The following is a 25212-nucleotide window of genomic DNA, read 5'->3' on the forward strand; positions in this document are numbered from 1 at the left end:
GACCGGAAACAATGACCGATATCGACATATTGGTAAGCGAAGTCGGCCCGCGGGACGGCTTGCAGAGCATCGATCGGATCATGCCGACCGCTGCCAAGAAGGCGTGGATCACGGCGGAGGCCGCAGCGGGGCTGCGCGAGATAGAGGTCGGCAGCTTCGTACCCGCCAAGCTCCTGCCGCAGCTGGCCGACACGGCGGAGATCGTCGCGCATGCCAGGACCATTCCCGGCCTGACGGTGGCCGTGCTCGTCCCTAACGCCAAGGGCGCGGCGGCGGCGATCGCGGCGGGCGCACACAAGATCACGCTGCCGCTGTCGGTCAGCGAGACGCACAGCCTGGCCAATCTCCGCCGTACGCACGCACAGGTGCTGGTCGAGGCGAAGACGATCGCGGACATGATCAAGGCGCTACCCGCCGACGAGCGCCCGCATTTCGAGGGATCGTTGTCCACGGTGTTCGGCTGCACGCTGGAGGGCGCGATCCCCGACGCGCAGGTCGCGCGGCTCGCGGAAGGATTGATGGCGGCGGGGTGCGACGAGGTCGGGTTGTCGGATACGACGGGCTATGCCGACCCATCCGCCGTCAAGCGGTTGATCGCGCTCGTGAAGCGGGCTGCGGGGGACGATGCGTTGACCGGCATCCACCTGCACAACACGCGCGGACTCGGACTCGCGAACGCGTTGATGGCGCTCGAATGTGGGCTGACGACGCTGGACTCGTCGCTTGGCGGGCTTGGCGGGTGTCCGTTTGCGCCGGGCGCGTCGGGCAACATCGTCACCGAGGATCTATGCTTCATGCTCGCCGCGATGGGATTGCGGACCGGGATCGACCTCGACGCTTTGGTCGCTGTGCGGTCAATCCTCGCCGAAGCTTTGCCCGGCGAGCCGCTGTTCGGCTTCCTGCCCGACGCGGGTCTTCCGCTGGGCTGGAGGAACGCAGCATGACGATCGTCGGCACGAAGATGATCCGCGAGGACAAGACCGCGCGGCAGTTGTTCGACGCGGTGATGGCCAATCCGTCGCGCACGAAATTCGGGTTTGGCGAGAAGCTCGCGATCGTGAACATCGATTTCCAGAATGCGTACACCCGGATCGACGAGTTCAAGACCGCGTACGAAACCGACCCGCGCCAGATCGAATATGCCAACACCATATCGCGCCTCGCCCGCGCGAAGGGCATGCCCGTCGTGTGGACGCATGTCGCCTATAGGGAGGACGCCAGCGACGCAGGCGTATGGGGCACCCGGACCGACACGCCGGACAGCTTGCAGAACATCGCATACGGCTCGCGCCGTCACGCGTTCGACGATCGCTGCGAGATCGATCACGCGCGCGATGCGGTCTACACCAAGCGCATGCCGTCGCCGTTCTTCGAGACGCCGCTGCAGAGCCTGCTGGTGTGGCACAAGGTCGATACCGTCGTCATCACCGGCGGCTCGACCTCGGGCTGCGTCCGTGCCGCCGCGGTGGACTCACTGAGCCGCGGCTATCGCACCATCGTGCCGATCGAGACGTGCGCGGACAAGCATGAGAGCTATCACTTCGCCAACCTGACCGACCTGCAGCTCAAATACGCCGACGTCGGGCCGGTGCAGACCGTCATCGACTGGCTGGAGGCACGGTAATGCGGGAAGGCGCCGCCGATCCCGGACTATACGACTTCATACCCTACCGCGATCGCAAGCCGATCGTCTGGCCGGATGGCAAGAAGGTCGCAGTGTGGGTATCGCCCAACCTCGAATATTACGAGATCGATCCGCCCGCCAATCCGCACCGCAAGAGCTGGGCGAAGCCGCATCCCGACGTGGTCGGCTACAGCCACCGCGACCACGCCAACCGCGTCGGCCATTGGCGGATGGCCGAGGCGATGAGCAAGCACGGCTTTCCGGGCTCGGTCTCGCTGTCGGTCGCGCTGTGCCAGCATCATCCCGAGGTCGTCGCCGACGGTGCGGCGCGCGGCTGGGAGTTCTTCAGCCACGGCATCTACAACACGCGCTACAGCTACGGCATGGACGAGCACCAGGAGCGCGCGATCATCGAGGATTCGATCCGCACGGTGCGCGAGGCGACCGGCCAGACGATTCGCGGCTGGCTCGCGCCGGCACTGACGCACACGCCGCGGACACTCGACCTGATCGCCGAATACGGCCTCGACTACACCTGCGACCTGTATCACGACGACCAGCCGATGCCGGTCAAGACCGCGACCGGCGACCTGATCTCGATGCCGTACAGTCTCGAGGTCAACGACCATTACGGCTTCTTCATCTACAACATGTCGCCGAGGGAATACGCCAAGACGCTGATCCGCCAGTACGAGCGGCTCGCCGACGAAGCGGAGACGACCGGCGGCGCAGGCGGCACGGTGATGTGCATCCCGCTCCACAGCTATCTGATCGGCCAGCCGCACCGGATCGGCGCGTTCGAGGAGGTGCTGCGGCACATCGCCGCCGACGGTCGTGCGTGGATCACCCGCGCCGGCGACATCGCCGACGCTTACCGGAGGCAGATCGCATGAGCCTCGACCCGACCTATCTCGACTATGCCAGGCGCCGGCTGGGCTACGACCATGATCTCTATGCGTACGAGCCGCTGCCAACGCGGACGCCGATCGCGTGGCCTGACGGCAAGACGGTCGCAACGTGGATCGTCGTCAGCCTGGAGTGGTTCCCGATCACGCCGGAGGACACGCCGTTCCGCGCGCCCGGCCATATGCAGACCGCCTATCCCGATTACCGCCACTACACCGCGCGCGAATATGGCACCCGCGTCGGCTTCTATCGCCTGCTCGATGCGTTCGCGAAAGCGGGCGTGCGCGTATCGGTCGCGGCGAACGGCGCGATCGCCGAGCGCTATCCGTCGATCATCCGCGACGTGGTCGCCGCGGGTCACGAGATCATCGCGCATTCGACCGACATGAACGGCACGATCGCGAGCGGACTGCCGGTGGACGAGGAGCGCACCCTGATCACGACGTCGCTCGACGCGTTGGAGCGTGTTGCCGGGACTCGCCCGCGCGGCTGGCACTCGATCGCCCGGTCGCAGAGCTTCAATACCGTGCCGCTGCTGAAGGAACTCGGCGTCGACTATTGCGTCGACTGGGCGAATGACGAGCTGCCCTGGAGGTTCGCGAACGGGTTGGTCAACGTGCCGCTCAACCACGAGCTGTCCGACCGCCAGATCCTCAATGTCCAGCAGCAGTCGGTCGACAGCTATGCCGAACAGATCCTCGATGCGCACGACTGGCTGGGCAAGGAGGCCGAGGCGCAGGGTAGCGGACGGCTGCTGCCGTTGCACCTGACGCCGTACATCGTCGGCCTGCCATACCGCATGGATGCGTTCGAGGCGCTGCTCGCCGCGCTCGCGTCGCGACCGCAGACGTGGTTCGCGACTGGCGGCGACGTGTTCGACCAGTTTACCGCGCAATGCTGAAGGACATCGCTCTCCCGCAGACATCGGGAGAACGTTGATCTTCGATGCTGCGTCAGCCGATCCCCAGCCGCGCCCTGAGCGAACCCTCCGGTTCCTCGGCCAGGACGAGACCGCGGGCGATCAGTGCCGGCAGCATCGTTTCCGCAAACGCCTGAAGCCCCTCCTCCATGTCGGGCGGGGTCAGGTGGATGCCGTCGATAATGCCGTCCAGATACAACGCTTCGATCTGGTCGAGCCCCGCCATCGCGGTGAAGGTACGCAGCAAGACCTTGGGGCCGGCCTTCGGTGCGGGCGAGTCGCGATCGATGATGACGATGTCGGGCGATATTCGCGACCAGAGGGGATCGGCGTCGCTCTGGACCAGCACCGGTCGCTCGTGCTCCGCCCAACGGGCATGCGTGGCCGCGACGAAATCCACACCACCGGCCAAGCTCTGCGCGGTATGCGGCTGCACGAGCGTCGTCGGCTGCCACCCGGCATTGCCCGACGCCAGCCGGTCGAGTTCGACGAGCGACGGCGCGACGGTCACCGGATTGTCGAACCCGGTATCTACCGTTGGAACGAAGGCGAGCCCTCCGGCGTCCGGCGCCATCGACTTGCCGATCGCGATTGAATCGAACCCCGCCGCGCCACCATCGCCGAGCAGCAACAGCGCTACGCGGGCGGTCCTCGCCAGCGCGACGATCTTCGCGGCCCAGGCGGGATCGTTCAGGCGTGCGTCGGCGATGCCGACCGATACGATCAACGGAGCGCGGGTCTTGGCGGGTATTCCGATGTCGGGTCGATCGGATTCGAGCGATGAGGCCTTGGTCATCCGGCCAAATTGGCGCCCTCTGGCCGATTATCGTTCGCAGCGTCGGATTTGGCCGACAGGCGGACATGATCGTGGAAGGATCGAATGATCGGGTATCGGATAGCGCGCCCGCCATGCTCGCATCGCGCACCGGCATGGTGCACGGAAGGCGCAGACTATCGCTGACGATCCGGGGACGATGATGACGTTGATGCACGACCTGATCGCCGCGATCGGCGCGGACGCGGTCAGCAACGATCCGGCTGTTCTCGCCGTGATGAGCAACGACGTCTATCGCGGATCCGGCGTCCCCGCGCTGATCGTGCGCCCGACCTCGGTCGCGGATCTGCAGGCTGCGGCACGCATCTGTTGTTCGGCAGGCGTCGCGATGGTGCCCCGCGGCGGCGGTGCGTCCTATACCGACGGGTATCTGTTCGATGCCGGCGGGCACGTCCTGTTCGACACCGGCGCGCTCGACAGTATCGAGATCGATGTCGACAACGCGGTGGTCACGGTCGGCGCGGGCGCGACCTGGGCGAAGCTCAAGGACGCGCTGGCGGTACACGGCCTGCGCACGCCGTTCTGGGGGCCCTTTTCGGGGCTGGCCGCGACGGTCGGCGGCAGCGTCAGCCAGAATACGCTCAGCCACGGCAGCGGCACCTACGGCATCTCCGCGCAGTCGGTACTGTCGCTCGACGTCGTGCTTGCATCGGGGGACCTGCTCAAGACCGGTGCCTCGACCGCGACGCGCTTCTATGGCCCCGATCTCACCGGGCTGTTCACCGGCGACTGCGGCGCGCTGGGTATCAAGGCGACGATCCGCCTGCCGCTGATCGCGATCCGCCCGCGTTTCGAGGCTGTCAGCTTCGCCTTCGACAGCTTCGCCGCCTGCCATGCCGGCGTCAGCAGGGCACAACGCGAAGGCCTGGACGATTCGCATTTCGGACTCGATCTCGCGCTGTCGCAAGGCCAGATCGCACGGCAGGACGGCGTTGCCGCGAAGCTGAAGATCGCTCGGGACCTGTTCGCGAAGGCACCCAACGCGTTCGTCGGCGTGAAGCAACTGATCCGCATGGCGGTGGCTGGCGACGCGGCGATGCGGGCTGGCGAATACATGGGCCACTTCATCGTCGAGGGCGTCGACGCGACCGACACCACCGCGCGCGCGGCCAGATTGCGCGCGGTGATCGCGCCGCACGGCCGCGAGATCGCCAACAGCGTGCCGAGCTTCGTCCGTGCGCTGCCGTTCGCACCGCTGACCAACATCCTGGGGCCGAGCGGCGAACGCTGGGTGCCGATCCACGGCGTGCTACAGCAGGACGCCGTCGTGCCGTTCCACGACGCGCTCAAGGCGTTCTACGAAACCCGCAAGGCCGAGATGGAGCGGCTCGGCATCTGGTCCGGCACGATGTTCAGTCCGGCGGGGTCGAGCGGCTTCCTCTACGAGGTCGCGCTCTACTGGCCCGACGATCGCACCGACTATCATCGCCATACGCTCACGCCCGACCATGTCGCCGGCCTCAAACCCTATCCCGAGAATGCGGAGGCGCGCGCCTATACGCACCAGCTGAAAGCGGAGATCATCGCGCTCTACCAACAGTTCGGTGCCGCGCATTTCCAGATCGGCCGCGCCTATCCCTATCGCGACCGGCTCGACCCGCAGGCACGCGCGCTGCTGCTCGGGATCAAGGCGGCACTCGATCCAAAGGGATTGATGAACCCCGGCGCGCTGGGTCTCTGACCGACAGGCGGATAACGGCACGCACGGCCTTCGCGCGTCGGCGGCCGGAGCTAGGCTGATCGCATACCCGTCAGCTGCAAGGACATCGCCATGGCCGCCTATATCGTCGCGACCGTCAATATCACCGATCCGGTCCGCTTCGGCGCGTACGGCAAGGCCATTGCCGGTCTGAGCGAACGCCATGGCGGCGAGTATATCGTCCGCGGCGCCATCACCGAAGTGCTCGAAGGCGATGTCGCGCCCAGCGAGCGCGTCGTGGTCAGCCGCTATCCGTCCGCCGAAGCCGCGCGCGGCTATGCCCGGTCGGCGGAGTATCTCGCCGCCGCCGCACTTCGCGTCGGTGCGGGCACGGTCGAGATGCGGCTGCTCGTCGATCCCGACTGACGCAACGCCGCACTTACCGTCAGGTGGATAAATCGCCGCAGCGCCTTTTATCACCCGCCCTTTTCCCGCAGACTTGGCCCCAGCCAGCATAGGAGTTCCAGTATATGCTCAACACGTTCCAGCAGGCGCTGCATCCCATGCTGCCCCGCGTCACGCACGACGAGGCCTCTCGTCAGGAATTCACCAAGAGCTTCAAGGGGTTCATCCAGGCCAAGCTGTTGCCTGGTCTCGGCCCCGTCTATGGTGGCCGGGTATCGAAGGCGTTCGAACGCGAGCACGGTCGCGCGCCGGCCGATCGCCGCGACATCCGCACCGCGATGGTCGACGACCTGTATTTCCAGCATTACGCATCGGCCAACCGCACCGCGCAGGAACTGCTGTGGGAATCGACCAACATCAGCGTCGAGCGCGAGCTGCCCGAGCTGATCGAGAAGGCCAAAGCGCTATCGGCCGGGTCGACCGCCGTGCTCGACATTCCGGACGAGTTCGAGACGCCGCGCTACATTACCGCGCTCGACATCCACTGCATGCCGGGCGGCTATGCGACCGAGGTCGCGCCCGACGACGTGTCGGTCGGTGTGCTCTACGATCGCGGCGTGTATCTCTACGCGATGGGCTATACCGGGCCGATGAACGACGACATGGGGCGGTCGGTCTGCAACTACGTGAAGCGCAACCTCAAGGGGTTCTCGCCAAAGCGCATCCTCGACATGGGCTGCACCGTCGGCCATTCGACGCTGCCCTATGCCGAGCTGTTTCCGGACGCCGAAATCTGGGGGATCGACGTCGCCGCACCACAGATCCGTTACGCGCACGCTCGCGCCGCCGGGGTCGGGCTGAACGTCAATTTCGCGCAGATGAATGCCGAGGAAACGCGCTTTCCGGACGGGCATTTCGACCTGATCGTCAGCCATATCCTGCTGCACGAGACGAGCGGCAAGGCGATGCCGCGGATCTTCGACGAATGCGCACGGCTGCTGTCGCCGGGCGGCTACATGATCCACGCCGATCTGCCGCCGTTCGACCTGATGGACCCGTTCACGCAGTTCATCCTCGACAACGAGACCTGGTATAACAACGAGCCGTTCTGGGGTGCGATGCGCGATACCGACCAGGTCGCGCTGGCCGAAAAGGCCGGGTTCGACCGGGCCGAGGTGCGCTTCGATACGGCGCCGATGGCGGTGATGGAGTTCGCCGCGCAGGGCGGTGGCTATAGTGAGGAGTCCGCCAGCGCGGTCGCCGAGCGTGACTTCACCGCCGGCGAATTCGCACCGGGCGGCGGCTGGGAAGTGCTGATCGCCCGCAAACCCCTCGCAGAGGCAATCGCAGCATGACGACGACCGATACCCAGGACCGCCCGCACGTCGTCAAGGACGCCAAGGGGAAGCGGCCGGTGTTCTACGAGGCGCCGGGTATGGACCAGGCGATGTCGATGATCATGGTGCTCGCGAACGAAATCTCCGTCGTCCACGACCGCCTGGATTCGGTCGAGCGCGTCGCGGCCAAGCACGGCATCGACTTCGCGGCGGGGATCGAGACCTTGGAACTCGACCAGGCTGCGCTGGAGACGCGCGAGGCGTGGCGGCAGGATTTCCTCGAGCGGTTGTTCTACCTGATGCGCAAGGACGCGCAAGAGGCCGGGCAGGCCGCGACGCATGAGGGGTATCGCTCGACGATCGCGGAGATCGCCGAGGGGTGAGCCTGTAGGCCTCGGACCAAAGGCTCGGCCCGTGGCTTCTGTTCTTCCGCGAAGGTGGGAGAACAGAAGCCACGGTACGCCTGTAACCGTGGACTCCTGCCTTCGCGAGAGAACGGGTTCAGGAAGCACGGAACCGACCAAATACCACCACCCGGCGAAGGCCGGGGCACAATTGGTGAGGTTGGAATAACGAGGCCCAGCGCTCAGTCGGCAACGTTCTCCAATCGGGCCCCGACCTTCGCCGGGGTGGCGAGAACCTGCGGGTGTACGCCCCTCAGCCGATCGCGGCTTCGTCCTTCAAACTCTCGTACATCGACTGGCGGAGCAGATACGCCCGACGCTTCACCGGATCGGCGGCCAGCGCTGCCAGCCGCACTTCCTGCGCGCTGCGGCCGTCGCCGCCCGCTTCCATCATCGTCTTGTTCGCGATCGTCTGCGACTGGACGAAGGTGTTGGCGATCGTCCGGCGCTGCCGGTCGTACTGCGCCAGCGATACGTCGGCATCGGCATCGTCGAGGATGATGTCGCGCAACCGGGTCGTCAGGTTCCAGACGTCGTGGATACCCGAGTTCATCCCGAACCCGCCGAGCGGATTGTTGAGATGCGCGGCATCGCCGGCCAGCAACACGCGGCCATGGTGGAAGCCGCCCGCGACGCGCTGGTGCACGCGGTACAGCGTGCGATGCGACGTCTCGACCTTGGCGCCATCGCCGACCAGCCCGTCGAACACCGCGTTCTTCTTGGCGTCCGACAGCAGGTCGACGTCCTGCGCGGCGATGTTCGTCGGCACCAGCACGCGCCAGAAATCCGGCACGCGCAGCAGCACGCACCATTCGTCGCGGTCGGACACGTAGTTGACGCCCGCCAGTCCGTCGAAATGCCGCTCGATCGGATAGCGCGTCGACAGCGTCAGGAAGCGTTCGGGATAGGTGAATCCGTCGAAGCTCGTCCCGGTCCATTTGCGCACCGTCGAGTTCGCGCCATCGGCCGCGATCAGATAATCCGCGCGGATCGTCTCGATCGCCATCGGCGTCTCGATCGACACCGTGACGCCGTTCGCGTCCTGATCATAGGCCAGCACACGGCGCTGGAACCGGGTTTCGCCATTGGGCAGCGCGTCGAGTTTCGCGGTCAGCAGCCGGGCGAGCTTGAATTGCTCGCACTGCAGCCGATACGGATGCGCCGACACGTCCGCCAGTTCGCCGAGATCGAGTTCGATCACGTCGCCGCTGCGCCGGTTGCGGTAGTGATAGGTCGGCGCCCGCAGGCCGACCTGCTCGAGCTCCCCCAGCACGCCGAGGTCCGCGAGCATGTCGAGCGTCGGCGGATGCAGCGTCGAGGCGCGCATGTCCTCCGGACAATCGGGCAACGCCTCGACCAGGACCGTGTCGATACCCATCAGCGCGAGCCGATACGCCGCCACCGCACCCACCGGGCCGCCGCCCGCAACCAATACCTGCGTCCGCCGGATTGTCGTGTTCGTTCCGGTCACGTTCGCCACACCACTTCCCCCGTGCAATCGCCTACTCGTCGCATGGGGGTAGCGGCCGTGCGAAAACCGGCCCGCGCATGGATCGATACTGTTCGACAGACGACCAGTCCGGCGCGCTCAAACTGCGGAACAGGCCCGAGCCGCCGCGCCTGCGACTGACCGACAAGCGGATAGACCATGCATCGGCCAGCCAGCTTCCGACGCGTCGCCTAGCCTCGGATCATGCCAGATCATCCCACCCGACGCTCGACGCTCGCCCTGCTCGGCGCAGGGATTGCGAGCGGCCTGACGCTTATCGCCTTCGATGATGCGACAGCCGCGTCGCCACCAGCGCCCGCACCTTCGGGCACGCTCGACCTCGCGACATCGAGCGGGCGGGTCAGCCGGGTCACGCATTGGCGCGCGCGGGATCAACGGGGAACGATCCTGTTCTCGCACGGCGCGCTCTCGTCACCCGCGAAATACGATGCGTTGATCCTGCCCTGGGTCGATGCGGGTTTCGACGTCTGGGCGCCGCTGCACGTGGATTCGACCGACCACCCCGATACCAAGGCGTTTCCGGCGCTTAAAAGCTGGGGTGCCAGGATCGAGGATATGCGGGCGCTGTCGGCGCATGTCGGCGGCGTGCATATCTCTGCGGGGCACAGTTATGGCGCGTTGACCGCGTTGACGATGGGGGGCGCTCAGGCCGTCGTGCCGATGGGCGTCTCGGGATCGTTGCGCGATCCGCGGACTCGCGCGGTGGTCGCCTTCTCACCGCCCGGCCTTGCGCCGGGGCTGATCGACGCGGCAGGCTATGCCGCCCTTGCAGTACCGGCGTTGATTCAGACCGGAACCAGCGACGTGCCGCCCGGCGCGCCGGGGGCTGCGATCGCGGCCGATGCGTGGAAGAACCACCTGCTCGCCTATGACAGCGCGACGGCAGGCGGCGATCGCTTCGCGCTGGTGCTGGACGGAGCGGATCATTATTTCGGCGGGCTGATCTGTCGTCCGGAACTTCCGGGTCCGCACCAGGCGGCGCAGATGCGTCAGGCGGTGGCGGTGTCGCTAGATTTCCTGCGCGGGTTCGGCCTGAGCTTGGCGTCGTCGCGCAAGATATTGCTCGCGCATCTTCGCACGACCGGGCCAGTAATACTTTCCCAGAAGTAACGCAGCCGACACCGATCACCGACAAAGCCACGCGTCCGAAGGCATCCCGGCGCATGTCGGTCTCGATCCGCGATCACGCCACGCGCCAGATGGTCCGGTCCGTTTGCCGCAAGCTGTCACGCGGTTCGCCGCGAACCGGGGACGCCAGCCTTCATGATCTCGTGCGGTTTGGCGAGGCGGCCCGGACAGCCCTCCAACTAGTTAGTTAATTTGTATTAATTTGGATCAGGCCGATGCCTGAGTTCCGGAACGATCTGCTGACGCCCCTGTTGAGAAGCTAAGAAAAACAGGGCGAAGATGTCGTGACGATAAAGCTTCTCGCTGCAGCGGCGCTGATCGGACCTTCCGGTGCGGCCTCGGCGCAACCCGCTGAACCCACCAACGCGACGTCACTGTCGGTATCTCCGCGCCTTGCGCTGCGATCCGCCGCGCTCGGATGGCGAAACGCTGGCCGCCGCGCTGAAGACCACCGCCGCAGCGGTCGGGCCGGTCGCATCACATCATCATGCTGAAGGCGCCGTAATCCAGGCGGCCTCGATTACCGTTCCCCCACAGGACAGGATAGACGACATGACGGACGAGACGACCGCTCATACCGACGATGCCCCACCGACGACGTGGAAAAAGGGCGATGCCCTGGCGGAGTCGGCAATTCCCGATGAAAAAGGCGGCTCGATCGTCGCGCGCGCCGTGACGATCAACCGTCCGGTCGGCGAGGTCTTCGCGTATTTCCGGGACTTCGCGAACCTGCCGACTTTCATGGAGAACGTCGAACGGATCGACATCCTCAGCGACACGCGCTCGCATTGGGTGGTGAAGGCGCCCGCCGGCAAGACGGTCGAATGGGATGCGATCGTCACCGAAGAGGCGAAGGACCGCGTGATCGCCTGGACGTCCGAGCCCGGTGCGGATGTCGCGAACAGCGGCCGGGTCGAGTTTCGCGACGCGGGCGCGCGCGGCACGGTCGTCACCGCGACCATCGCCTACGATCCACCCGCAGGCATCGTCGGCAAGCTGATCGCCAAGATGTTCCAGCGCGAACCCGCGATCCAGGCACGCCGCGACCTGCGTCGCTTCAAGCAATTGATGGAAACCGGCGAGATCGCGACCGCCGCGATGAACCGCAAGCAACGCGAAGAGGAGATGGCCTGATGCGCGGAATTTTTATCGAGGAGCAACGCTGATGCGCGCTCTGGCATGGCACGGTAAGCACGACGTCCGCGTCGATACCGTCGACGATCCCGAGATCGTCAATCCCCGCGACTGCATCATCAAGGTCACTGCGACCGCGATCTGCGGCTCCGACCTGCATCTGTACGACGGCTATATCCCGACCATGCAGGCCGGCGACATCCTCGGCCACGAGTTCATGGGCGAAGTCGTCGAGGTCGGCGCCAAGTCGACGCTGAAGAAGGGCCAGAAGGTCGTCGTCCCGTTCACGATCGCGTGCGGCAGCTGCTATCACTGCGGCAAGCACCAGTATTCGGCGTGCGACAATGGCCTGCCCGCCGACAATCAGGACATCGCGCAGGAACTCTACGGTCAGCCGATGGCCGGCCTGTTCGGCTATAGCCACATGACCGGCGGCTATGCGGGCGGTCAGGCGGAATATGTCCGAGTGCCGTTCAGCGACGTCGGCCCGATCGTGATCCCCGACGGCGTCGAGGACGAGAAGGTGCTGTTCCTCTCCGACATCCTGCCGACCGGCTGGATGGCGGCGGAAAATGCGCAGATCGAGCCGGGCGACACGGTCGCGGTCTGGGGTTGCGGGCCGGTCGGGCTGTTCGCGGTGCAGTCGGCGTTCCTGATGGGCGCCGAGCGCGTCATCGCGATCGACCACTTCCCGCACCGCCTCGAGCTGGCGAAGAAGTTCGGCGCCGAGACGATCAATTACGAGGAAAGCGCAGTCTACGAGGCGCTGATGGTGATGACCGGCGGGATCGGTCCCGATGCGGTGATCGACAGCGTCGGGCTGGAAGCACACGGCTTCTTCGTCGACAACGTGCTCGACCAGATCAAGGCGTCGACCTTCCTCGGCACCGATCGCGCGCATTCGATCCGCCAGGCGATCATCGCCTGTCGCAAGGGCGGGCGCGTGTCGATGCCGGCTGTGTATGGCGGGTTCATCGACAAGTTCCCGCTCGGTGCGCTGATGGAGAAGGGGCTGACGCTCAAGACCGGCCAGACGCACGTCCAGCATTACATGCCCGCGCTGCTCAACGCGATCATGGAGGGCAAGATCGACACGACCTTCCTGATCTCGCACCGGATGGACCTGGAGGACGCCCCCAAGGGCTACGACATGTTCAAGAACAACCAGAACGAAGTGACCAAGGTCGTGCTCAAGCCCGGCTTCAATTGAGAGGATTTGACGACATGGCCGATAAATTCGCGATCATCACCGGCGCCTCGACGGGCATCGGTTTCGAACTTGCCACGCTCGCGGCGAAGGATGGCTACGACATCCTGGTCGTCGCCAACGAAGCGCTGATCCAGGCGGCCGCCGCCGACTTTAAGCAGTTCGGCACCGACGTCACTGCGGTCGAGGCGGACCTGTCGACGATCGAAGGCGTCGATGCACTGCTGACCGCGACGAACGGGCGAAAAGTCGACGTGCTGTGTGCCAATGCCGGCCACGGCCTCGGGCACGGCTTTCTCGACCAGACGGTCGACGACTGGCGCAACGTGATCGACACCAACATCACGGGCACGCTGTACCTTGTCCAGAAGGTGTTGCCGGCGATGGTCGCACGCAACGACGGCAAGGTGCTGGTGACGGGGTCGGTCGCAGGCTACATCCCGGGTGCGTTCCAGGCGGTCTATAACGGCTCGAAGGCGTTCATCGACAGCTTCACCGAGGCGCTGCGCAACGAGATCAAGGATGCGGACGGCGTCACCCTGACGACGTTGATGCCGGGGCCGGTCGACACCGAGTTCTTCGACCGTGCCGACATGAACGACACCGATGTCGGCACCGATCCGAACAAGAGCGATCCGGTAGATGTCGCCAAGGACGGGTGGAACGCGCTGATGAACGGCAAGGCATCGATCTTTTCGGGCTGGAAAACGAAGGTCCAGGGTGTGCTTGCCAACGTCATCCCGGGGTCGGTTCTCGCCGAACAGCATCGGAAAATGGCCGAACCCGGCAGCGCCAAGGACTAACCCTGACGGCGACAAGTCCGCGTGATCAGACCGTGCTTCGCCTTCGGGCGGGGCACGTTCGATATGGCATATAGGCCATTCCCAATACTTCAGCGGGCGTTTGGCTCACGAACGGTACCTGCCCCCCTCTGAGGCTACGACGATGCGTATGAAACTGAAGCCTATCGCCCAACAGGTGATCGTGATCACCGGCGCGTCCAGCGGCATCGGACGCGCAACCGCTATCATGGCGGCATCCCGGGGTGCGATGGTCGTGATCGCAGCGCGAGGTGAAACCGCGCTGGCTGCGCTTGCCGAAGAGATCGATGCGTTCGGTGGACGAGCGATCGCGATCCCCTGCGATGTGTCTGATCCGGCATCGATCGGACAGCTTGCCGACACGGCTATCGCACGCTGCGGACGCATCGACACCTGGATCAACAATGCCGGGGTGGCCATTGCCGCCCGATTGGAGGATCTGCCGCTCGAAGATGCACGGCGGCTGTTCGACGTGAATTTCTGGGGTGTCGTGAACGGCAGCCTGGCCGCCTTGCCGCATCTCGGCAGGCAGGGGGGCGCTCTTATCAACCTCGGCAGTTTTACGTCGGATGTGGCGGCCCCCTATATGGGCATGTACTCCGCTTCCAAGCAGGCGATCAAAGGCTATACCGATGCGCTCCGCATCGAGGTCGCGATGGATCGTCGTCCGATTTCGATCACGCTCATCAAGCCTGCACCGATCGCGACCCCGGTCCTCCAGCACCAGCGTAACTTGCTCGATCGTCAGGCCACCATGCCGCCGCCGTTCTATCGACCGCAGGATGTCGCGCGGACGATCCTTTACGCGGCCGAGCATCCGGTGAGGAGCCTGTTCGTTGGTGGAGCGGCGCGGATCGGCAGCATCTTGGGCCAGATGCTCCCCTCCGTTGCGGATGCAGCCGCCGCTATGTCCGCGCAGCAGATCTTCAAGACGAACAAGCCACCGGCCCAACGCCCCGATAATCTGTACGAGCCGAGTATCGGGTCGACGGAGCACGGCGACACGCATGGTCATCGCGCCCGACCCAGCACCTATACGGCGCTGCGAACGCGACCCAAACTGGTAGCCGCGGCCGCGGCGGTGGGCGGCCTTTGGCTGTTCGCAAAAGTGTCGAAGAAGTCCGATGCCGGCGTGGTCGGCTAGGCTGGATCGATCGATCACTCGACCGTCTCTTTCGACAGTACTCTGCCTCGCCGCTTCACTCATTCCTTTGAAGAGCTGATTTGCCGATGGCAGGACAGTTGGGTGCAGGCGAGGCCGCCCGGCCGCTCCCGGTCCTAAGGTTGATGCCGTGTCACCACCGGCGAGCCGACCGAATATTGGTATTTTTTTGGTCTGATAATTGAGGGTGTAACATTTGGACACCAACGGGGTCGTGATCGCCGATTTGGCGGCGCAGAGCTTCTGGGGGGTCCATGCTCAAATCCGTTCTCGCAACCGGTACCGCGTTCGTGGCGATGTACGCCGCCTTCGCCGTACCCGCTCAAGCCCAGGCCACCGATGCGGTTTCAGCGAAAGCGATCGATCCCGTTCCCGCAAGTGGCCAGTCCGCGGCTCCTGACGACGTCAAGGGAGACATCATCGTCACGGGCTCGACGCGCGCGCAACGCCGCTTCGATGCATCCTATGCGATCAACGTCGTTTCGCAGGCTGACATCGAAAAGATCGCTCCGGTGAACTTTGCGGACCTGATCGGCCAGTTGCCCGGCTTCCAGACCGAGATCACCGGCGGCGAAGTGCAGAACATCTACCGTATCCGCGGCCTGCCGAACGACGGTGGCTTCGTCAGTTTCCAGCAGGACGGCCTGCCGCTGTTCCACGAGAATGACGGCGTTTTCTTCCGCGGCGACGCGATCCTGAAGCCCGATCTGATGACCGAGCGGGTCGAGGTCGTGCGCGGCGGCCCCGCCCCGGTCTACGCCAGCTATTCGGGCGCGATCGTCAACGCGATCGAGGTTACGGGGCGCGACGACGTGCGCGGCAAGGCGCAGGTGACGATCGGCGACACCGGTCTCTACCGTGCCGATATCGTCCAGTCGGGGCCTCTCGGCGGCAAGACCTATTACGCGGTCGGTGGGTTCGTGCGATATCACGACGGCTACCGCGACAATGGCTTTCCGAACGACAAGGGCGGGCAGTTCCGGGCCAACATAAAGCACGACCTCGATAACGGCTCGCTGCGGCTCAGCGTCAACTACGTCAACGATCACAACGTGTTCTATTTGCCGATCCCGACCGCCGACCCGCGCAATCCGGCGGTCTCGCTGGATCGCTACATCGACTATTTCTCCGGCACGATGAACTCCCCGGCGCTGCGTAACGTCGATCTGCGCTACCGCGATGGCGCGGGCGTCGTCCAGAACCAGGCGAGCGACCTTGCCAATGGCCGTCACATGCGGATGATCAACATCGGCACGCAATACGACGCCGAGTTCGACGGCTGGCTGGTCTCCGCCAAGGCCGGCTTCACGATGGGCAAGCTCGACTTCAACGCGTTCTATTCGACGACCAACCCGGTCGACGCGAACAGCTTCGCAAGTGGTTACAGCGCACGCGCAACGACGGCGTTCGGTCCGGTCGCGTCGCTGGGCTATGTGCTCGCCGGGACCAACACCGTCTATGATCCCTATGCCGCCTCCGGTCTGGTCGTGCAGGGCCAGTACCGCGACATCCATTCGAAATTCTATTCGAACCAGGTCAACCTCTCGGTGGCCAAGAAGTTCGAGACGGGGTTCGGCAGCCACGATCTAAAGCTCGGCGTGTATGGCAGCCTGTACGGCGAGGACAGCCGGACGATCTACCAGAATTACCTGATCGAGGTGGCGGGCAAGCCGCGCACGCTCGACCTGGTCGCCTATAACGCCGCCGGAACGCGGATCGGTTCGGTCACCGACAATGGCGTGCTGAACTATGCCGCGACACTCACGCGCGGCAATTCGGATGCGAAGATGATCGCGGTGTTCGCCAACGATACGTGGGAAGTGCTTCCGGGCCTCCGGTTCGACGCAGGCATCCGCCACGAACGCTACAGCTACACGGGGTATGCCGCGCTGACCGGGCAGGCAAATCTCGGCAACGGCGCAACACTGGCGGACGATGCGACGCGCGCGTTTACGGGCAACATCATCAACCAGACGGGCAAGCCGCACGTCACCAACTGGACCGCGGGTGCCAATTACGACTTCAACCGGCACATCGGCGTGTACGGTCGCGCCTCGCATCTCGAGACGCCGCCGAGCGTGCAGACGGTGATGAGCATCAACCCGACGATCCTGACCACGATCGCCGATCAGTATGAGGCGGGTCTGAAGCTGGCGGCAGGCCGTTCGTATCTGTACGTCACCGGCTTCTATACCAATTTCGATCCGCTCAACGCCTCGTTCCTGGCATTCGACCCGTCCACCGGGCGCAACGACGTCAACATCCCCTTTATCGGCGAAGCGCAGGTCAAGGGTATCGAGTTCGACGGCTCGCTGGTGCTCACCTCGTGGTTCTCGCTCAACGGCGCGCTGACGATCAGCGATCCGAAGTACAAGAACTTCCAGAGCTCGACCGGCGCCGATCCCGTCCTGGCCGAGGGCAAGCAGATCGTTCGCCAGCCCAAGATCTACGGCAACATCCGCCCGAGCTTCGACTTCGATCTCGGCGACAACGCCGTCTCGGTCTATGGCCGCTACACGTATATGGGGAAGCGCTTCGTCGACCTGTACAACAATACCGCGCTGCCGGCGTACGGCACGACCGGGGCTGGCGTGACGGTGCGCCACGGCACGTGGCAGGTGCAGGTGGTCGGCGACAATCTGTTCAACGCGCATGGCCTGACCGAAGGCAACACCCGTACCGATCAGTTGAGTGGTCAGGGCAGCGCCGAAGCGATCTACGGCCGCCCGATCTTCGGCCGCAACGTCCGGCTCGTCGTCGGCAAATCCTGGTGAGGCTCGCCTTGGCCCTTGGTGCCGCGATACTCGGCTTTGCGAGCGTGCCTGCCGGGGCCGAGCCGGTCGGCGACCGCGTCATCGGCGCCTTGTCGCACCGGCTTTTCCCGCTGCTCGACGCGATCGGCACGGAGCCGGGCGGGGTCGAGCGGCTGAAGGCGAAACCGGGCGTCGCGGTCATGTTGGCGACGCGTGCCGAGCGGCGAGCCGCGTGCGCCGACGACCTCGGCTGCATCACGCAGGCGATGGTCTGGACCCCGTCCGAGACCGCGACCCTAGCCACGGCGGTACCGGCCGGCACGGCGTATGCCGACGACGGCAGCGCGGCACAGGCTAAACGCGAGATCGAAGGGATCAACGTCGTTCTTCGTACCTTCGGTCTTGGTCAGGTGCCGCGATACCCCCAGATCGATGGCGCCGGCCCGATCGATCCGATCGAGGTACGCGCGCGATTGCAGGCCGCCGATTGGCTTTCGCGCACTCCTCGCGCAGGATCGGCTCAAGCGCTCGACACCAGCGTCGACTTCGCGCTGGCGCTGCTCGACGTCAGCGACCGAACCGATGCGATCGGCTTCGATCCGCTGATGGGCGGGCTCAACGCCGCTGCCACAAGGCGCGCGAGGTCGCTCGACTGGACGCGGTGGCGCTATAGCGCGATGATCGTCACCGGCGTCGGGCCGGAGACCCCCGACGCCGCACTGAGCCCGTTCGGCAAATACCACATCCGCCTCGCCGCGGATCGCTTTGCACGAGGCGATATCGCGGTAATCATCCTGACCGGCGGGCGGGCGCATCCCCGTGGCACGCGCTTCACCGAAGCCGAGCAGATGCGGGCTGCGTTGATCGAACGCTACGGCGTGCCGGCCGACGCGATCGTCGTCGAACCCTATGCCCGGCACACGACGACCAACCTGCGCAATGCCACTCGCCTGCTTGCCGCGCTGGGCGCACCGCTCGACAAGGATGCGGTGATCGTCTGCAATCCAGGGCAGAGCGAGACGATCGCCAGCGCCGCCTTTGCGCAGCGCAACCTGGCCGAACTGGGCTATGTTCCCGGCCAGGTCGGTCGGCGGTTGTCGCCGACAGAACTCGAGTTCCGGCCTTCGCCATTATCCCTGCGCATCGACCCGCGCGACCCCCTCGATCCCTGATCCCGTCTGGAGCCTGTGATGCGCCCTGCCCTGTTCGCCACGATCGCCGTTCTTGCCGTAGCCTGGATGCCCACGTCGGCGCAGGCCTGGGGCGGCACTGCGCACGCCGTGATCGACCGCGCCGCAATCGAGGCTATCCCCGACGACGGCCCGGTCTTCCTGCGTCGCCACGTCGACTACATCGCCGGGTCGGCTTCACTGCCGGACACCTGGCGTGGCGCAGCCGAAAACTTCTCGAAGATCGCGGAGGATCCGAACCATGGCTGGTTCCGGGAGCAGTTCACCTTCCTGAAACCGATCCCGCGATCACGCTATGAATTCGTCATCGCGGTGTTCAAGCAGCACGAGAAGATCAAGCGCACCGATCCCGCCACCGCGGCGCGGACCAACGTCCGCTGGACCGGCACCCTCCCCTATGCGGCGATCGAGGCCTATGAGCGGATCGTGGTCTGCATGCGCGACGTTCGCGCCGCACAAGCGGCCGGTCGCGACAGCGCGTTCGCCGAGCAGCACTGTGCCTTCGACGTCATCCGCCTCGGCCATTACATCGGCGACGGCGCGCAGCCTCTGCACGACTCGGTCAACAGCGATGGCTGGCGCGGATCCAATCCAAAAGGCTACACCACCGACCGATCGATCCACGGCCGGTTCGAAAGCGGCTTCGTCGATGGGATGAAACTGACCGCATCCGATATTTCGCCGCGGATCGGCGCGCCGGGCCACCGCGACGGCGACATGTTCGACGCGATCCTCGCCTTTCTCGACGACGCCGGCAACAAGATGGAACGCGTCTACATCCTCGAAAAGCGGAACGGCTTTACCGATTTCGCCGACAAGGACGTGCGGGCGCTCGTCTACACCCAGACGACGGCTGGCGCGGCGATGCTCCGCGACATGCTATGCCGTGCCTGGAACGAAAGCGCCGCCGCGCCTGCGGAGGTACGCCCCTCCCCGATCGATTTCGCAAACCCCCGCTTCAACGGTGAAACCGGCTCGGCGCCCGACTAATCGTAACGAGCTACGGGTACATATACCGTTCGATGCGGACGCTCACGACTGGCATCTGCTTCCCAGTTTCAGACGCCCATGCATAGGAATTCGTCCGGCCCACGCTGAGAACATCGCTTGTCTTTTAAGTGCCGCGGTTCCGTCATCAACACGAAAAATGAATGGCATAGCTGCTCCTTCGAACCGACCGAGGCAAGGCCGGCAACATCTAGGGGCATCATGAAATTCATCACCAGCGGCGCGCTCGTCGCGCTGCTCGTCGGCACGCCTGCGCTGGCTCAGACGGCACAGACCTTCCCATCGACCGCAACCGAGCCGAGCGAAGAAGGCCAGATCGTCGTCACGGGCACGCGCGATCGGTCGCGGACGCAGTTCGACACGCTCGCCCCCGTCGACGTCCTGTCCGGCGACGCCGTGCGCTCGAGCGTATCGGGCGATCTGTCCGATACGCTGGCGCAGCTCCTGCCGTCGTTCAACGTCCAGCGGTTGCCCGCCGCAGACGGCCAAGCCTTTGTCCGCCCCGCTACCCTGCGCGGCCTGTCCGCGGATCAGACGCTCGTGCTGGTCAACGGCAAGCGCTATCACCGCTCCGCCCTGCTCGGCACGCGCGGTGCGCAGGCGCCCGATCTTGCAGGCATCCCATCGCTCGCGATCCAGCGGATCGAGGTGCTGCGCGACGGCGCGTCGGCGCAATATGGCTCGGATGCTATCGCCGGCGTCGTCAACATCATCCTCGACGATACCGCCGGGATGGAGGCGTACGGGCAGTTCTCGCAATATTACGAAGGCGACGGCAACGAATACAAGACCGGCGCCCGTGGTGGCATCGCACTGGGGACCCGCGGCGCGATCGTCGTCACCGGCGAATATGACAAATCCGACGCGACATCGCGCACCCGCCAGCGCCCCGACGCGATCGCGTTCCAGGCAGCCAACCCGACCCTTGCCGTACCCAACCCGGTGCAGCGCTGGGGACAGCCCGACGAGGAGCGCATCCGCGGTGCGGTCGACGCGCATTACGCGTTCGCCGACGCGGCGACGGTCTATCTGTTCGGTACCGCGCAACAGGGCGAAGGCGTCACCGACTTCAACTGGCGCAATCCCGCGGGCACCGGCAGCGTCTACAACGCGAGCAGCGCGTTTCCCGGCTTCTCGTTCCGCAGTATCTATCCGGTCGGCTTCACGCCGCGCTTCGGCACGACGTTCAGCGACTATCAGGTCGATGGCGGCCTGCGCGGCGATCTGAGCGACCGTTTCAGCTACGACCTGAGCGCGGCCGCCGGTCGCAGCCGGATCGCCTATACGCTGAACGAAAGCCTGAACGCCTCGCTTGGGCCGGCAAGCCCGACCAGCTTCTATCTCGGCCAACTCGAACAGCGGGAATTCAACCTCAACGCCGACTTCGTCTATCGCCTGCCGGTCGGCACCGCGCACCCGGTGAACATCGCGTTCGGCGCGGAACGGCGTCGCGAAACCTATCAGGTATCGGCCGGCGATCCCGCATCCTACGCGGTCGGCGCCGGTGCCGCGACCGGTCTCGCGCCCAATTCGAACGGCTTTCCCGGTTTCAGCCAGAGCCTGGCGGGGACCTTCGACCAGACCAGCTATGCGGGCTATGTCGATCTCGAGTGGCAGCCGATCGACATGGTGACGCTCGGCGCCGCCGGTCGCTACGAGGATTTCTCCGAATTCGGCGACACCTTCAACTACAAGCTGTCCGCCCGGTTCGAGCCGATCAAGGGCATCGCCGCCCGCGGTACCTATTCGACCGGTTTCCGCGCGCCGACCCCGGCGCAGCTCAACACGTCGCAGACCACGCAGGGGCTGGACACGACGACGCTGCAGATCTTCAACCAGGGCCGCCTGTCGCCAAGCGATCCGCTCGCCATCGCGCTCGGCGCCAAGCCGCTGACGCCCGAAACATCGAAGACGGCAACGGCAGGGCTGACCTTCCAGAGCCGCATCGGGCTGACCGGCTCGGTCGATATCTACCAGATCGACGTCGACAACCGGTTCGGCCAGTCGCAGACGTTCGCGGTGCCGGCGACGTTCGCCAACCCGCAGCGCTTTACGGCGGTGTCGTTCTTCACCAACGATTTCGACACGCGCACCCGCGGGATCGATGCGGTGCTGTCCTACGCCCACCGCGTCGGACCGGGCCGTGCAAGTCTCAGCCTCGCGTACAACTACAACCAGACCAAGGTCCGCAGCGGCGTCACCGCGGCGATCCCCAACGATACGCAGCGCCGTATCTTCGAGGAACGCCTGCCCAAACATAACGGCACGGCCTCGATCGGGTATGATATCGGTGCGGTGTCGCTATTGGCCCGCGCGCGCTATTACGGCGGCTGGACTGACGTCACCGGCAATGCGACCGGCGAGCTGTTCCAGAAGTTCGGCTCGATCGCCTTGTTCGACGTCTCGGCGGGCTACCGGTTCGACGAGCATTTCAACCTGCGCATCGGTGCGGAGAACGTCGCCAACACCTATCCGGCGGAGGCCACCAACCAAGCCGTTCGCGGGCTCATCTACTCGCGCAATGCCCCGTACGACACCGATGGCGGGCAATATTACGTGCGCGTCGGGATGAACTTCTGATGGCCATCGTCGATCGCCGCGTGTTCCTCGCCGGAGCCGCCGCCCTGCCCGCGGTGGCACGGGCAGGTACCTTTCCGTCCGGGGCGGTCGACGAAGCCGCGTTCTGGAAAGGTATCGCGTCCCAGTACGACGTGACGCGGGAGGTTATCCAGCTCGAGAACGGCAATTGGGGCATGATGGCGCGTCCCGTGCTCGAGGCGTATGAACGCAACCTCGAGCGCGTTAACCGCGACACCAGCTACTACACGCGGCGCGGAATGATCGCCGACTGGATCGCGGCACGCGATGCGTTGGCGACGACGTTGCAGGTCAAACCCGATGAGGTCGCGTTCACGCGCAACGCGACCGAAGCGCTGAAGGCTTTGATTTTGGGCTATAATCGCCTGACGCCGGGCGATTCCGTGCTCTACGCCGATCTCGACTACGACAGCATGCAGGCGTGCATGGAAAGTCTTGGTCCGCGCCGCGGCGTGTCGGTGGTGCGGATCGCATTGCCGGAGCCGGCCACGCACCAGTCGTTGATCGATGCGTATGCGCAGGCGATGGAAGCGAACCCACGTCTCAAGCTGATCCTTCTCACGCATCTCAGCCATCGTACTGGACTGGTCCTGCCGGTCCGCGAAATCGCCGCGATGGCGCGTGCGCGCGGGATCGCGACGATCGTCGACGCCGCCCACAGCTGGTGCCAGCTCGACCTGACGCTGGCCGATCTCGATTGCGATTATGTCGGGATCAACTGCCACAAATGGCTCGGCGCGCCGTTGGGTGTCGGCGCGATCCATATCCACCGGGCGGGCCTGGCAGCGATCGATCGCGACCCCGCCAATCCGGCGTCGGACCGCGATACCATCAATGCGCGCATTCATACCGGGACGGTTGATTTCGCCGCGCCGCTGACGGTGCCCGCGGCACTGGCGTTTCAGGAGAAGATTGGCAGCAAGCGCCGCGCCGACCGACTGGCCGCGCTCCGCAATCGATGGGTCACGCGCGCGCGCACGATCCGGGGCATCGAGGTTCTGACACCCGACGATCCCGCGCTGCACGGCGGCATCACCGCGTTTCGCGTCGCCGGGAAGACAAGCTCCGCGGACAATGTTGCGATCGCGAAGACGTTGCTGGACCGGTTCGGTATATTCACCGTACACCGCGACGGGCCTGCCGCGGGGGCATGCGTACGGGTGACCCCCGCGTTGTTCAACACGATGGCGGACATGGACAAGCTGGCGTCTGCTTTGGAACAGATGACCACTTGATTTGTCCGGGCACTAAATCCGACATCGCTCATCATCGTCGCATTCCAGTACCGACATCCGCGTCCACGATTCTCGGAATTCAGAGAGCACTGCCGAGGGACACCGTCCCTTGGCAGTGCAGAACGAGAGGCCGATCAGGAGCTCTGACGGAGACGACCGTTGGTCAAAGTGCATTGGCCGCACGACAGGCGTTGGATACGCATCAATTCAAGATGTACTTCAAGCCATCACCTTGTCGAGCGCGAGGCAAAACGCCTTCATCTCCGCCGCCGACCCGACCGTCACACGCGACACCGTCGGCCAGATCGGCCAGGACCGCCCGATCTCGACGCTCTGCGCACGGAACGCCGCCTGCACGTCCTTTGCGGGGCGCGTCTTCCAGTCGATCATGAACATGTTCGCATTGGTAGGCTTCACCGTGATGTTGCGCGCACGGAGGTGATCGAGTGCGATCCCCCGCGCCTGCACCATTTCGTTCCGGCGCGCGGCGATAAGCGGTGCCGCGGTCAGGCTTGCCGTCGCACATGCCAGCGATGGCAAAGGTAGCGCCCCCGACTGCATCCCGCCGTCGTAGCGGATCATCTTCGCCAGGATATCCGGCCGCGCCATCGTGAAGCCCATCCGCATGCCGGCCATCCCGAAAATCTTCGAGAAGGTCCGCAGCACGATCACGTCGCGCCCTGCCGTCACCAGCGGCGATGCCACGGGAACGCCCGCGAAGTGCGTATAGGCCTCGTCCACCAGCACGATCGATCCGGCCGGCTTGTTGGCGATCAGCCATTCGATGTCGGCGATCGGCGTGATCGTCCCGGTCGGATTGTTGGGCGTGCAGATGTAATACAGCCCCGCGTTCGGATCCGCCGCCAGCATCGCCCGCACGTCGTGCGCGTACTCGGCGGTCAGCGGCACGCGCTTCACTGGCGCACCCAGCCAGTCCGCGGTTCGCCCGGCAAGCTCGAACGTGGGGTCGGCGGTGACCAGACCCCGCTGCGGCGAACAGAAGCTGACGATCGCGCGCGACAACGGATCGCTCGAGCCCGGCCACGGCGCGATATGGTCGTACGGCACGCCCTCCACCGCCATGACTGCCTTCAGGAAATCGTTGCGTTCGTCGGCAGGCGCATAACGGTTGCTGTTCGCGATGATCTTCTGCGCGGCACGCTGGCCCGGCAGCAGCGGCCCGGTCCAGCATTCGTTCGAGCCGATCCGCACCTTCGCGGTCGGAGCCGGATCGGGCACGCCCGCCGACGCCCAGGCCGGACGCCCGAGCGATGCGGCCACCGCCCCCGCCCCGAAGATCCCCGCGACCCGCGCGAGTTGCCGCCGCGAATAGCCCCGGTCGAGCAGGTCGTCGCGGGCGTCCTCGGGAAGAGAAGTCTGTTCGGTCATGGCAAAAT

Annotated in this window: 21 protein-coding genes; 18 read left to right on the top strand and 3 right to left on the bottom strand. The window is 65.2% G+C overall.

The features are described from left to right. Positions 1 to 11: 11 nt before the first annotated feature. The 4 genes from BM244_RS05315 to BM244_RS05330 are packed head-to-tail and all read left to right on the top strand — an operon-like array spanning position 12 to position 3431. Positions 12 to 944: a hydroxymethylglutaryl-CoA lyase gene (locus BM244_RS05315; protein ID WP_093397841.1), complete on the top strand. Its 933-nt coding sequence runs from the start codon at positions 12 to 14 to the stop codon at positions 942 to 944. Continuing rightward, positions 941 to 1624 (top strand): isochorismatase family protein, encoded by a 684-nt coding sequence (locus tag BM244_RS05320; RefSeq protein ID WP_175518072.1) that lies wholly within the window; start codon positions 941 to 943, stop codon positions 1622 to 1624. Before BM244_RS05315 ends, BM244_RS05320 begins: the two co-directional genes overlap by 4 nt. Beyond that, positions 1624 to 2517, top strand: coding sequence for a polysaccharide deacetylase family protein (locus tag BM244_RS05325; RefSeq protein WP_093397843.1), 894 nt, complete (start codon positions 1624 to 1626; stop codon positions 2515 to 2517). Before BM244_RS05320 ends, BM244_RS05325 begins: the two co-directional genes overlap by 1 nt. Beyond that, positions 2514 to 3431, top strand: a complete 918-nt coding sequence (locus BM244_RS05330) for a polysaccharide deacetylase family protein (RefSeq protein WP_093397844.1) — start codon at positions 2514 to 2516, stop codon at positions 3429 to 3431. Before BM244_RS05325 ends, BM244_RS05330 begins: the two co-directional genes overlap by 4 nt. Before the next feature lie 52 nt (positions 3432 to 3483). Here the strand turns inward: BM244_RS05330 and BM244_RS05335 are convergent, their stop codons facing one another. Beyond that, complete coding sequence (locus tag BM244_RS05335; RefSeq protein ID WP_093397846.1) at positions 3484 to 4245, bottom strand: hypothetical protein; 762 nt, start codon at positions 4243 to 4245, stop codon at positions 3484 to 3486. A 178-nt stretch (positions 4246 to 4423) separates the two neighbouring features. Here BM244_RS05335 and BM244_RS05340 point away from each other — a divergent pair, with 178 nt between their 5' ends. The 4 genes from BM244_RS05340 (at position 4424) to BM244_RS05355 (ending at position 8048) form a co-directional block, all read left to right on the top strand. Then, positions 4424 to 5965 carry an FAD-binding oxidoreductase gene (locus tag BM244_RS05340; protein WP_093397847.1) on the top strand — a complete coding sequence of 514 codons (1542 nt, stop codon included), beginning with the start codon at positions 4424 to 4426 and terminating at the stop codon, positions 5963 to 5965. 90 nt (positions 5966 to 6055) lie between these two features. Continuing rightward, positions 6056 to 6349, top strand: a complete 294-nt coding sequence (locus BM244_RS05345; RefSeq protein ID WP_093397849.1) for a DUF1330 domain-containing protein — start codon at positions 6056 to 6058, stop codon at positions 6347 to 6349. 104 nt (positions 6350 to 6453) lie between these two features. Further along, on the top strand, positions 6454 to 7683 hold the full coding sequence (locus BM244_RS05350) for a class I SAM-dependent methyltransferase (RefSeq protein WP_093397850.1): 1230 nt from the start codon (positions 6454 to 6456) through the stop codon (positions 7681 to 7683). Next, entirely contained in the window at positions 7680 to 8048 is a 369-nt protein-coding gene (locus tag BM244_RS05355; protein WP_093397852.1) for a hypothetical protein, read from the top strand. Before BM244_RS05350 ends, BM244_RS05355 begins: the two co-directional genes overlap by 4 nt. A 274-nt stretch (positions 8049 to 8322) precedes the next feature. Here BM244_RS05355 and BM244_RS05360 read toward each other — a convergent pair whose 3' ends face one another. Further along, positions 8323 to 9549 (bottom strand): FAD-dependent oxidoreductase, encoded by a 1227-nt coding sequence (locus BM244_RS05360; protein WP_254784274.1) that lies wholly within the window; start codon positions 9547 to 9549, stop codon positions 8323 to 8325. A 213-nt stretch (positions 9550 to 9762) separates the two neighbouring features. Between BM244_RS05360 and BM244_RS05365 the strand changes: the two genes are divergently transcribed. The 10 genes from BM244_RS05365 (at position 9763) to BM244_RS05410 (ending at position 23815) form a co-directional block, all read left to right on the top strand. Further along, positions 9763 to 10689 (top strand): alpha/beta hydrolase family protein, encoded by a 927-nt coding sequence (locus tag BM244_RS05365; protein ID WP_093397853.1) that lies wholly within the window; start codon positions 9763 to 9765, stop codon positions 10687 to 10689. Positions 10690 to 11259: 570 nt separating this feature from the next. Next, a complete protein-coding gene (locus BM244_RS05370; protein WP_093398143.1) occupies positions 11260 to 11841 on the top strand; it encodes an SRPBCC family protein in 582 nt (193 codons plus the stop codon). 31 nt (positions 11842 to 11872) lie between these two features. Continuing rightward, positions 11873 to 13051: a zinc-dependent alcohol dehydrogenase gene (locus BM244_RS05375; protein WP_093397854.1), complete on the top strand. Its 1179-nt coding sequence runs from the start codon at positions 11873 to 11875 to the stop codon at positions 13049 to 13051. A gap of 14 nt (positions 13052 to 13065) precedes the next feature. Continuing rightward, complete coding sequence (locus BM244_RS05380) at positions 13066 to 13851, top strand: SDR family NAD(P)-dependent oxidoreductase (RefSeq protein WP_093397856.1); 786 nt, start codon at positions 13066 to 13068, stop codon at positions 13849 to 13851. 142 nt (positions 13852 to 13993) lie between these two features. Beyond that, a complete protein-coding gene (locus BM244_RS05385) occupies positions 13994 to 15013 on the top strand; it encodes an SDR family oxidoreductase (RefSeq protein WP_093397857.1) in 1020 nt (339 codons plus the stop codon). Positions 15014 to 15285: 272 nt separating this feature from the next. After that, positions 15286 to 17805, top strand: coding sequence for a TonB-dependent receptor (locus BM244_RS05390; protein WP_093397859.1), 2520 nt, complete (start codon positions 15286 to 15288; stop codon positions 17803 to 17805). Continuing rightward, positions 17802 to 18956, top strand: a complete 1155-nt coding sequence (locus BM244_RS05395) for a YdcF family protein (protein WP_254784275.1) — start codon at positions 17802 to 17804, stop codon at positions 18954 to 18956. The genes BM244_RS05390 and BM244_RS05395 overlap by 4 nt, the downstream gene beginning before the upstream one ends. Positions 18957 to 18974: 18 nt before the next feature. After that, entirely contained in the window at positions 18975 to 19964 is a 990-nt protein-coding gene (locus tag BM244_RS05400) for a phospholipase C/P1 nuclease family protein (protein WP_093397860.1), read from the top strand. 219 nt (positions 19965 to 20183) lie between these two features. Next, positions 20184 to 22562, top strand: a complete 2379-nt coding sequence (locus BM244_RS05405) for a TonB-dependent receptor plug domain-containing protein (RefSeq protein WP_093397862.1) — start codon at positions 20184 to 20186, stop codon at positions 22560 to 22562. Beyond that, on the top strand, positions 22562 to 23815 hold the full coding sequence (locus BM244_RS05410; RefSeq protein WP_175518074.1) for an aminotransferase class V-fold PLP-dependent enzyme: 1254 nt from the start codon (positions 22562 to 22564) through the stop codon (positions 23813 to 23815). The genes BM244_RS05405 and BM244_RS05410 overlap by 1 nt, the downstream gene beginning before the upstream one ends. A 219-nt stretch (positions 23816 to 24034) precedes the next feature. On the opposite strand, the gene BM244_RS05415 is transcribed toward BM244_RS05410, so the two are convergent. Then, the gene (locus BM244_RS05415) at positions 24035 to 25204 is read right to left on the bottom strand and encodes a pyridoxal phosphate-dependent aminotransferase (protein WP_093397863.1); all 1170 of its coding nucleotides are present in this window, start codon (positions 25202 to 25204) and stop codon (positions 24035 to 24037) included. Positions 25205 to 25212 lie beyond the last annotated feature (8 nt).

It is taken from the genome of Sphingomonas sp. OK281, assembly GCF_900115295.1.
In the GTDB taxonomy this organism is placed as follows: Bacteria; Pseudomonadota; Alphaproteobacteria; order Sphingomonadales; family Sphingomonadaceae; genus Sphingomonas.

Excerpts from the sequence above, each read along its gene's own strand:
- BM244_RS05315 (WP_093397841.1), top strand. The coding sequence starts at position 12 with ATGACCGATATCGACATATTGGTAAGCGAAGTCGGCCCGCGGGACGGC.
- BM244_RS05320 (WP_175518072.1), top strand. The coding sequence starts at position 941 with ATGACGATCGTCGGCACGAAGATGATCCGCGAGGACAAGACCGCGCGG.
- BM244_RS05325 (WP_093397843.1), top strand. The coding sequence starts at position 1,624 with ATGCGGGAAGGCGCCGCCGATCCCGGACTATACGACTTCATACCCTAC.
- BM244_RS05330 (WP_093397844.1), top strand. The coding sequence starts at position 2,514 with ATGAGCCTCGACCCGACCTATCTCGACTATGCCAGGCGCCGGCTGGGC.
- BM244_RS05335 (WP_093397846.1), bottom strand. The coding sequence starts at position 4,245 with ATGACCAAGGCCTCATCGCTCGAATCCGATCGACCCGACATCGGAATA.
- BM244_RS05340 (WP_093397847.1), top strand. The coding sequence starts at position 4,424 with ATGATGACGTTGATGCACGACCTGATCGCCGCGATCGGCGCGGACGCG.
- BM244_RS05345 (WP_093397849.1), top strand. The coding sequence starts at position 6,056 with ATGGCCGCCTATATCGTCGCGACCGTCAATATCACCGATCCGGTCCGC.
- BM244_RS05350 (WP_093397850.1), top strand. The coding sequence starts at position 6,454 with ATGCTCAACACGTTCCAGCAGGCGCTGCATCCCATGCTGCCCCGCGTC.
- BM244_RS05355 (WP_093397852.1), top strand. The coding sequence starts at position 7,680 with ATGACGACGACCGATACCCAGGACCGCCCGCACGTCGTCAAGGACGCC.
- BM244_RS05365 (WP_093397853.1), top strand. The coding sequence starts at position 9,763 with ATGCCAGATCATCCCACCCGACGCTCGACGCTCGCCCTGCTCGGCGCA.
- BM244_RS05370 (WP_093398143.1), top strand. The coding sequence starts at position 11,260 with ATGACGGACGAGACGACCGCTCATACCGACGATGCCCCACCGACGACG.
- BM244_RS05375 (WP_093397854.1), top strand. The coding sequence starts at position 11,873 with ATGCGCGCTCTGGCATGGCACGGTAAGCACGACGTCCGCGTCGATACC.
- BM244_RS05380 (WP_093397856.1), top strand. The coding sequence starts at position 13,066 with ATGGCCGATAAATTCGCGATCATCACCGGCGCCTCGACGGGCATCGGT.
- BM244_RS05385 (WP_093397857.1), top strand. The coding sequence starts at position 13,994 with ATGCGTATGAAACTGAAGCCTATCGCCCAACAGGTGATCGTGATCACC.
- BM244_RS05390 (WP_093397859.1), top strand. The coding sequence starts at position 15,286 with ATGCTCAAATCCGTTCTCGCAACCGGTACCGCGTTCGTGGCGATGTAC.
- BM244_RS05400 (WP_093397860.1), top strand. The coding sequence starts at position 18,975 with ATGCGCCCTGCCCTGTTCGCCACGATCGCCGTTCTTGCCGTAGCCTGG.
- BM244_RS05405 (WP_093397862.1), top strand. The coding sequence starts at position 20,184 with ATGAAATTCATCACCAGCGGCGCGCTCGTCGCGCTGCTCGTCGGCACG.
- BM244_RS05410 (WP_175518074.1), top strand. The coding sequence starts at position 22,562 with ATGGCCATCGTCGATCGCCGCGTGTTCCTCGCCGGAGCCGCCGCCCTG.
- BM244_RS05415 (WP_093397863.1), bottom strand. The coding sequence starts at position 25,204 with ATGACCGAACAGACTTCTCTTCCCGAGGACGCCCGCGACGACCTGCTC.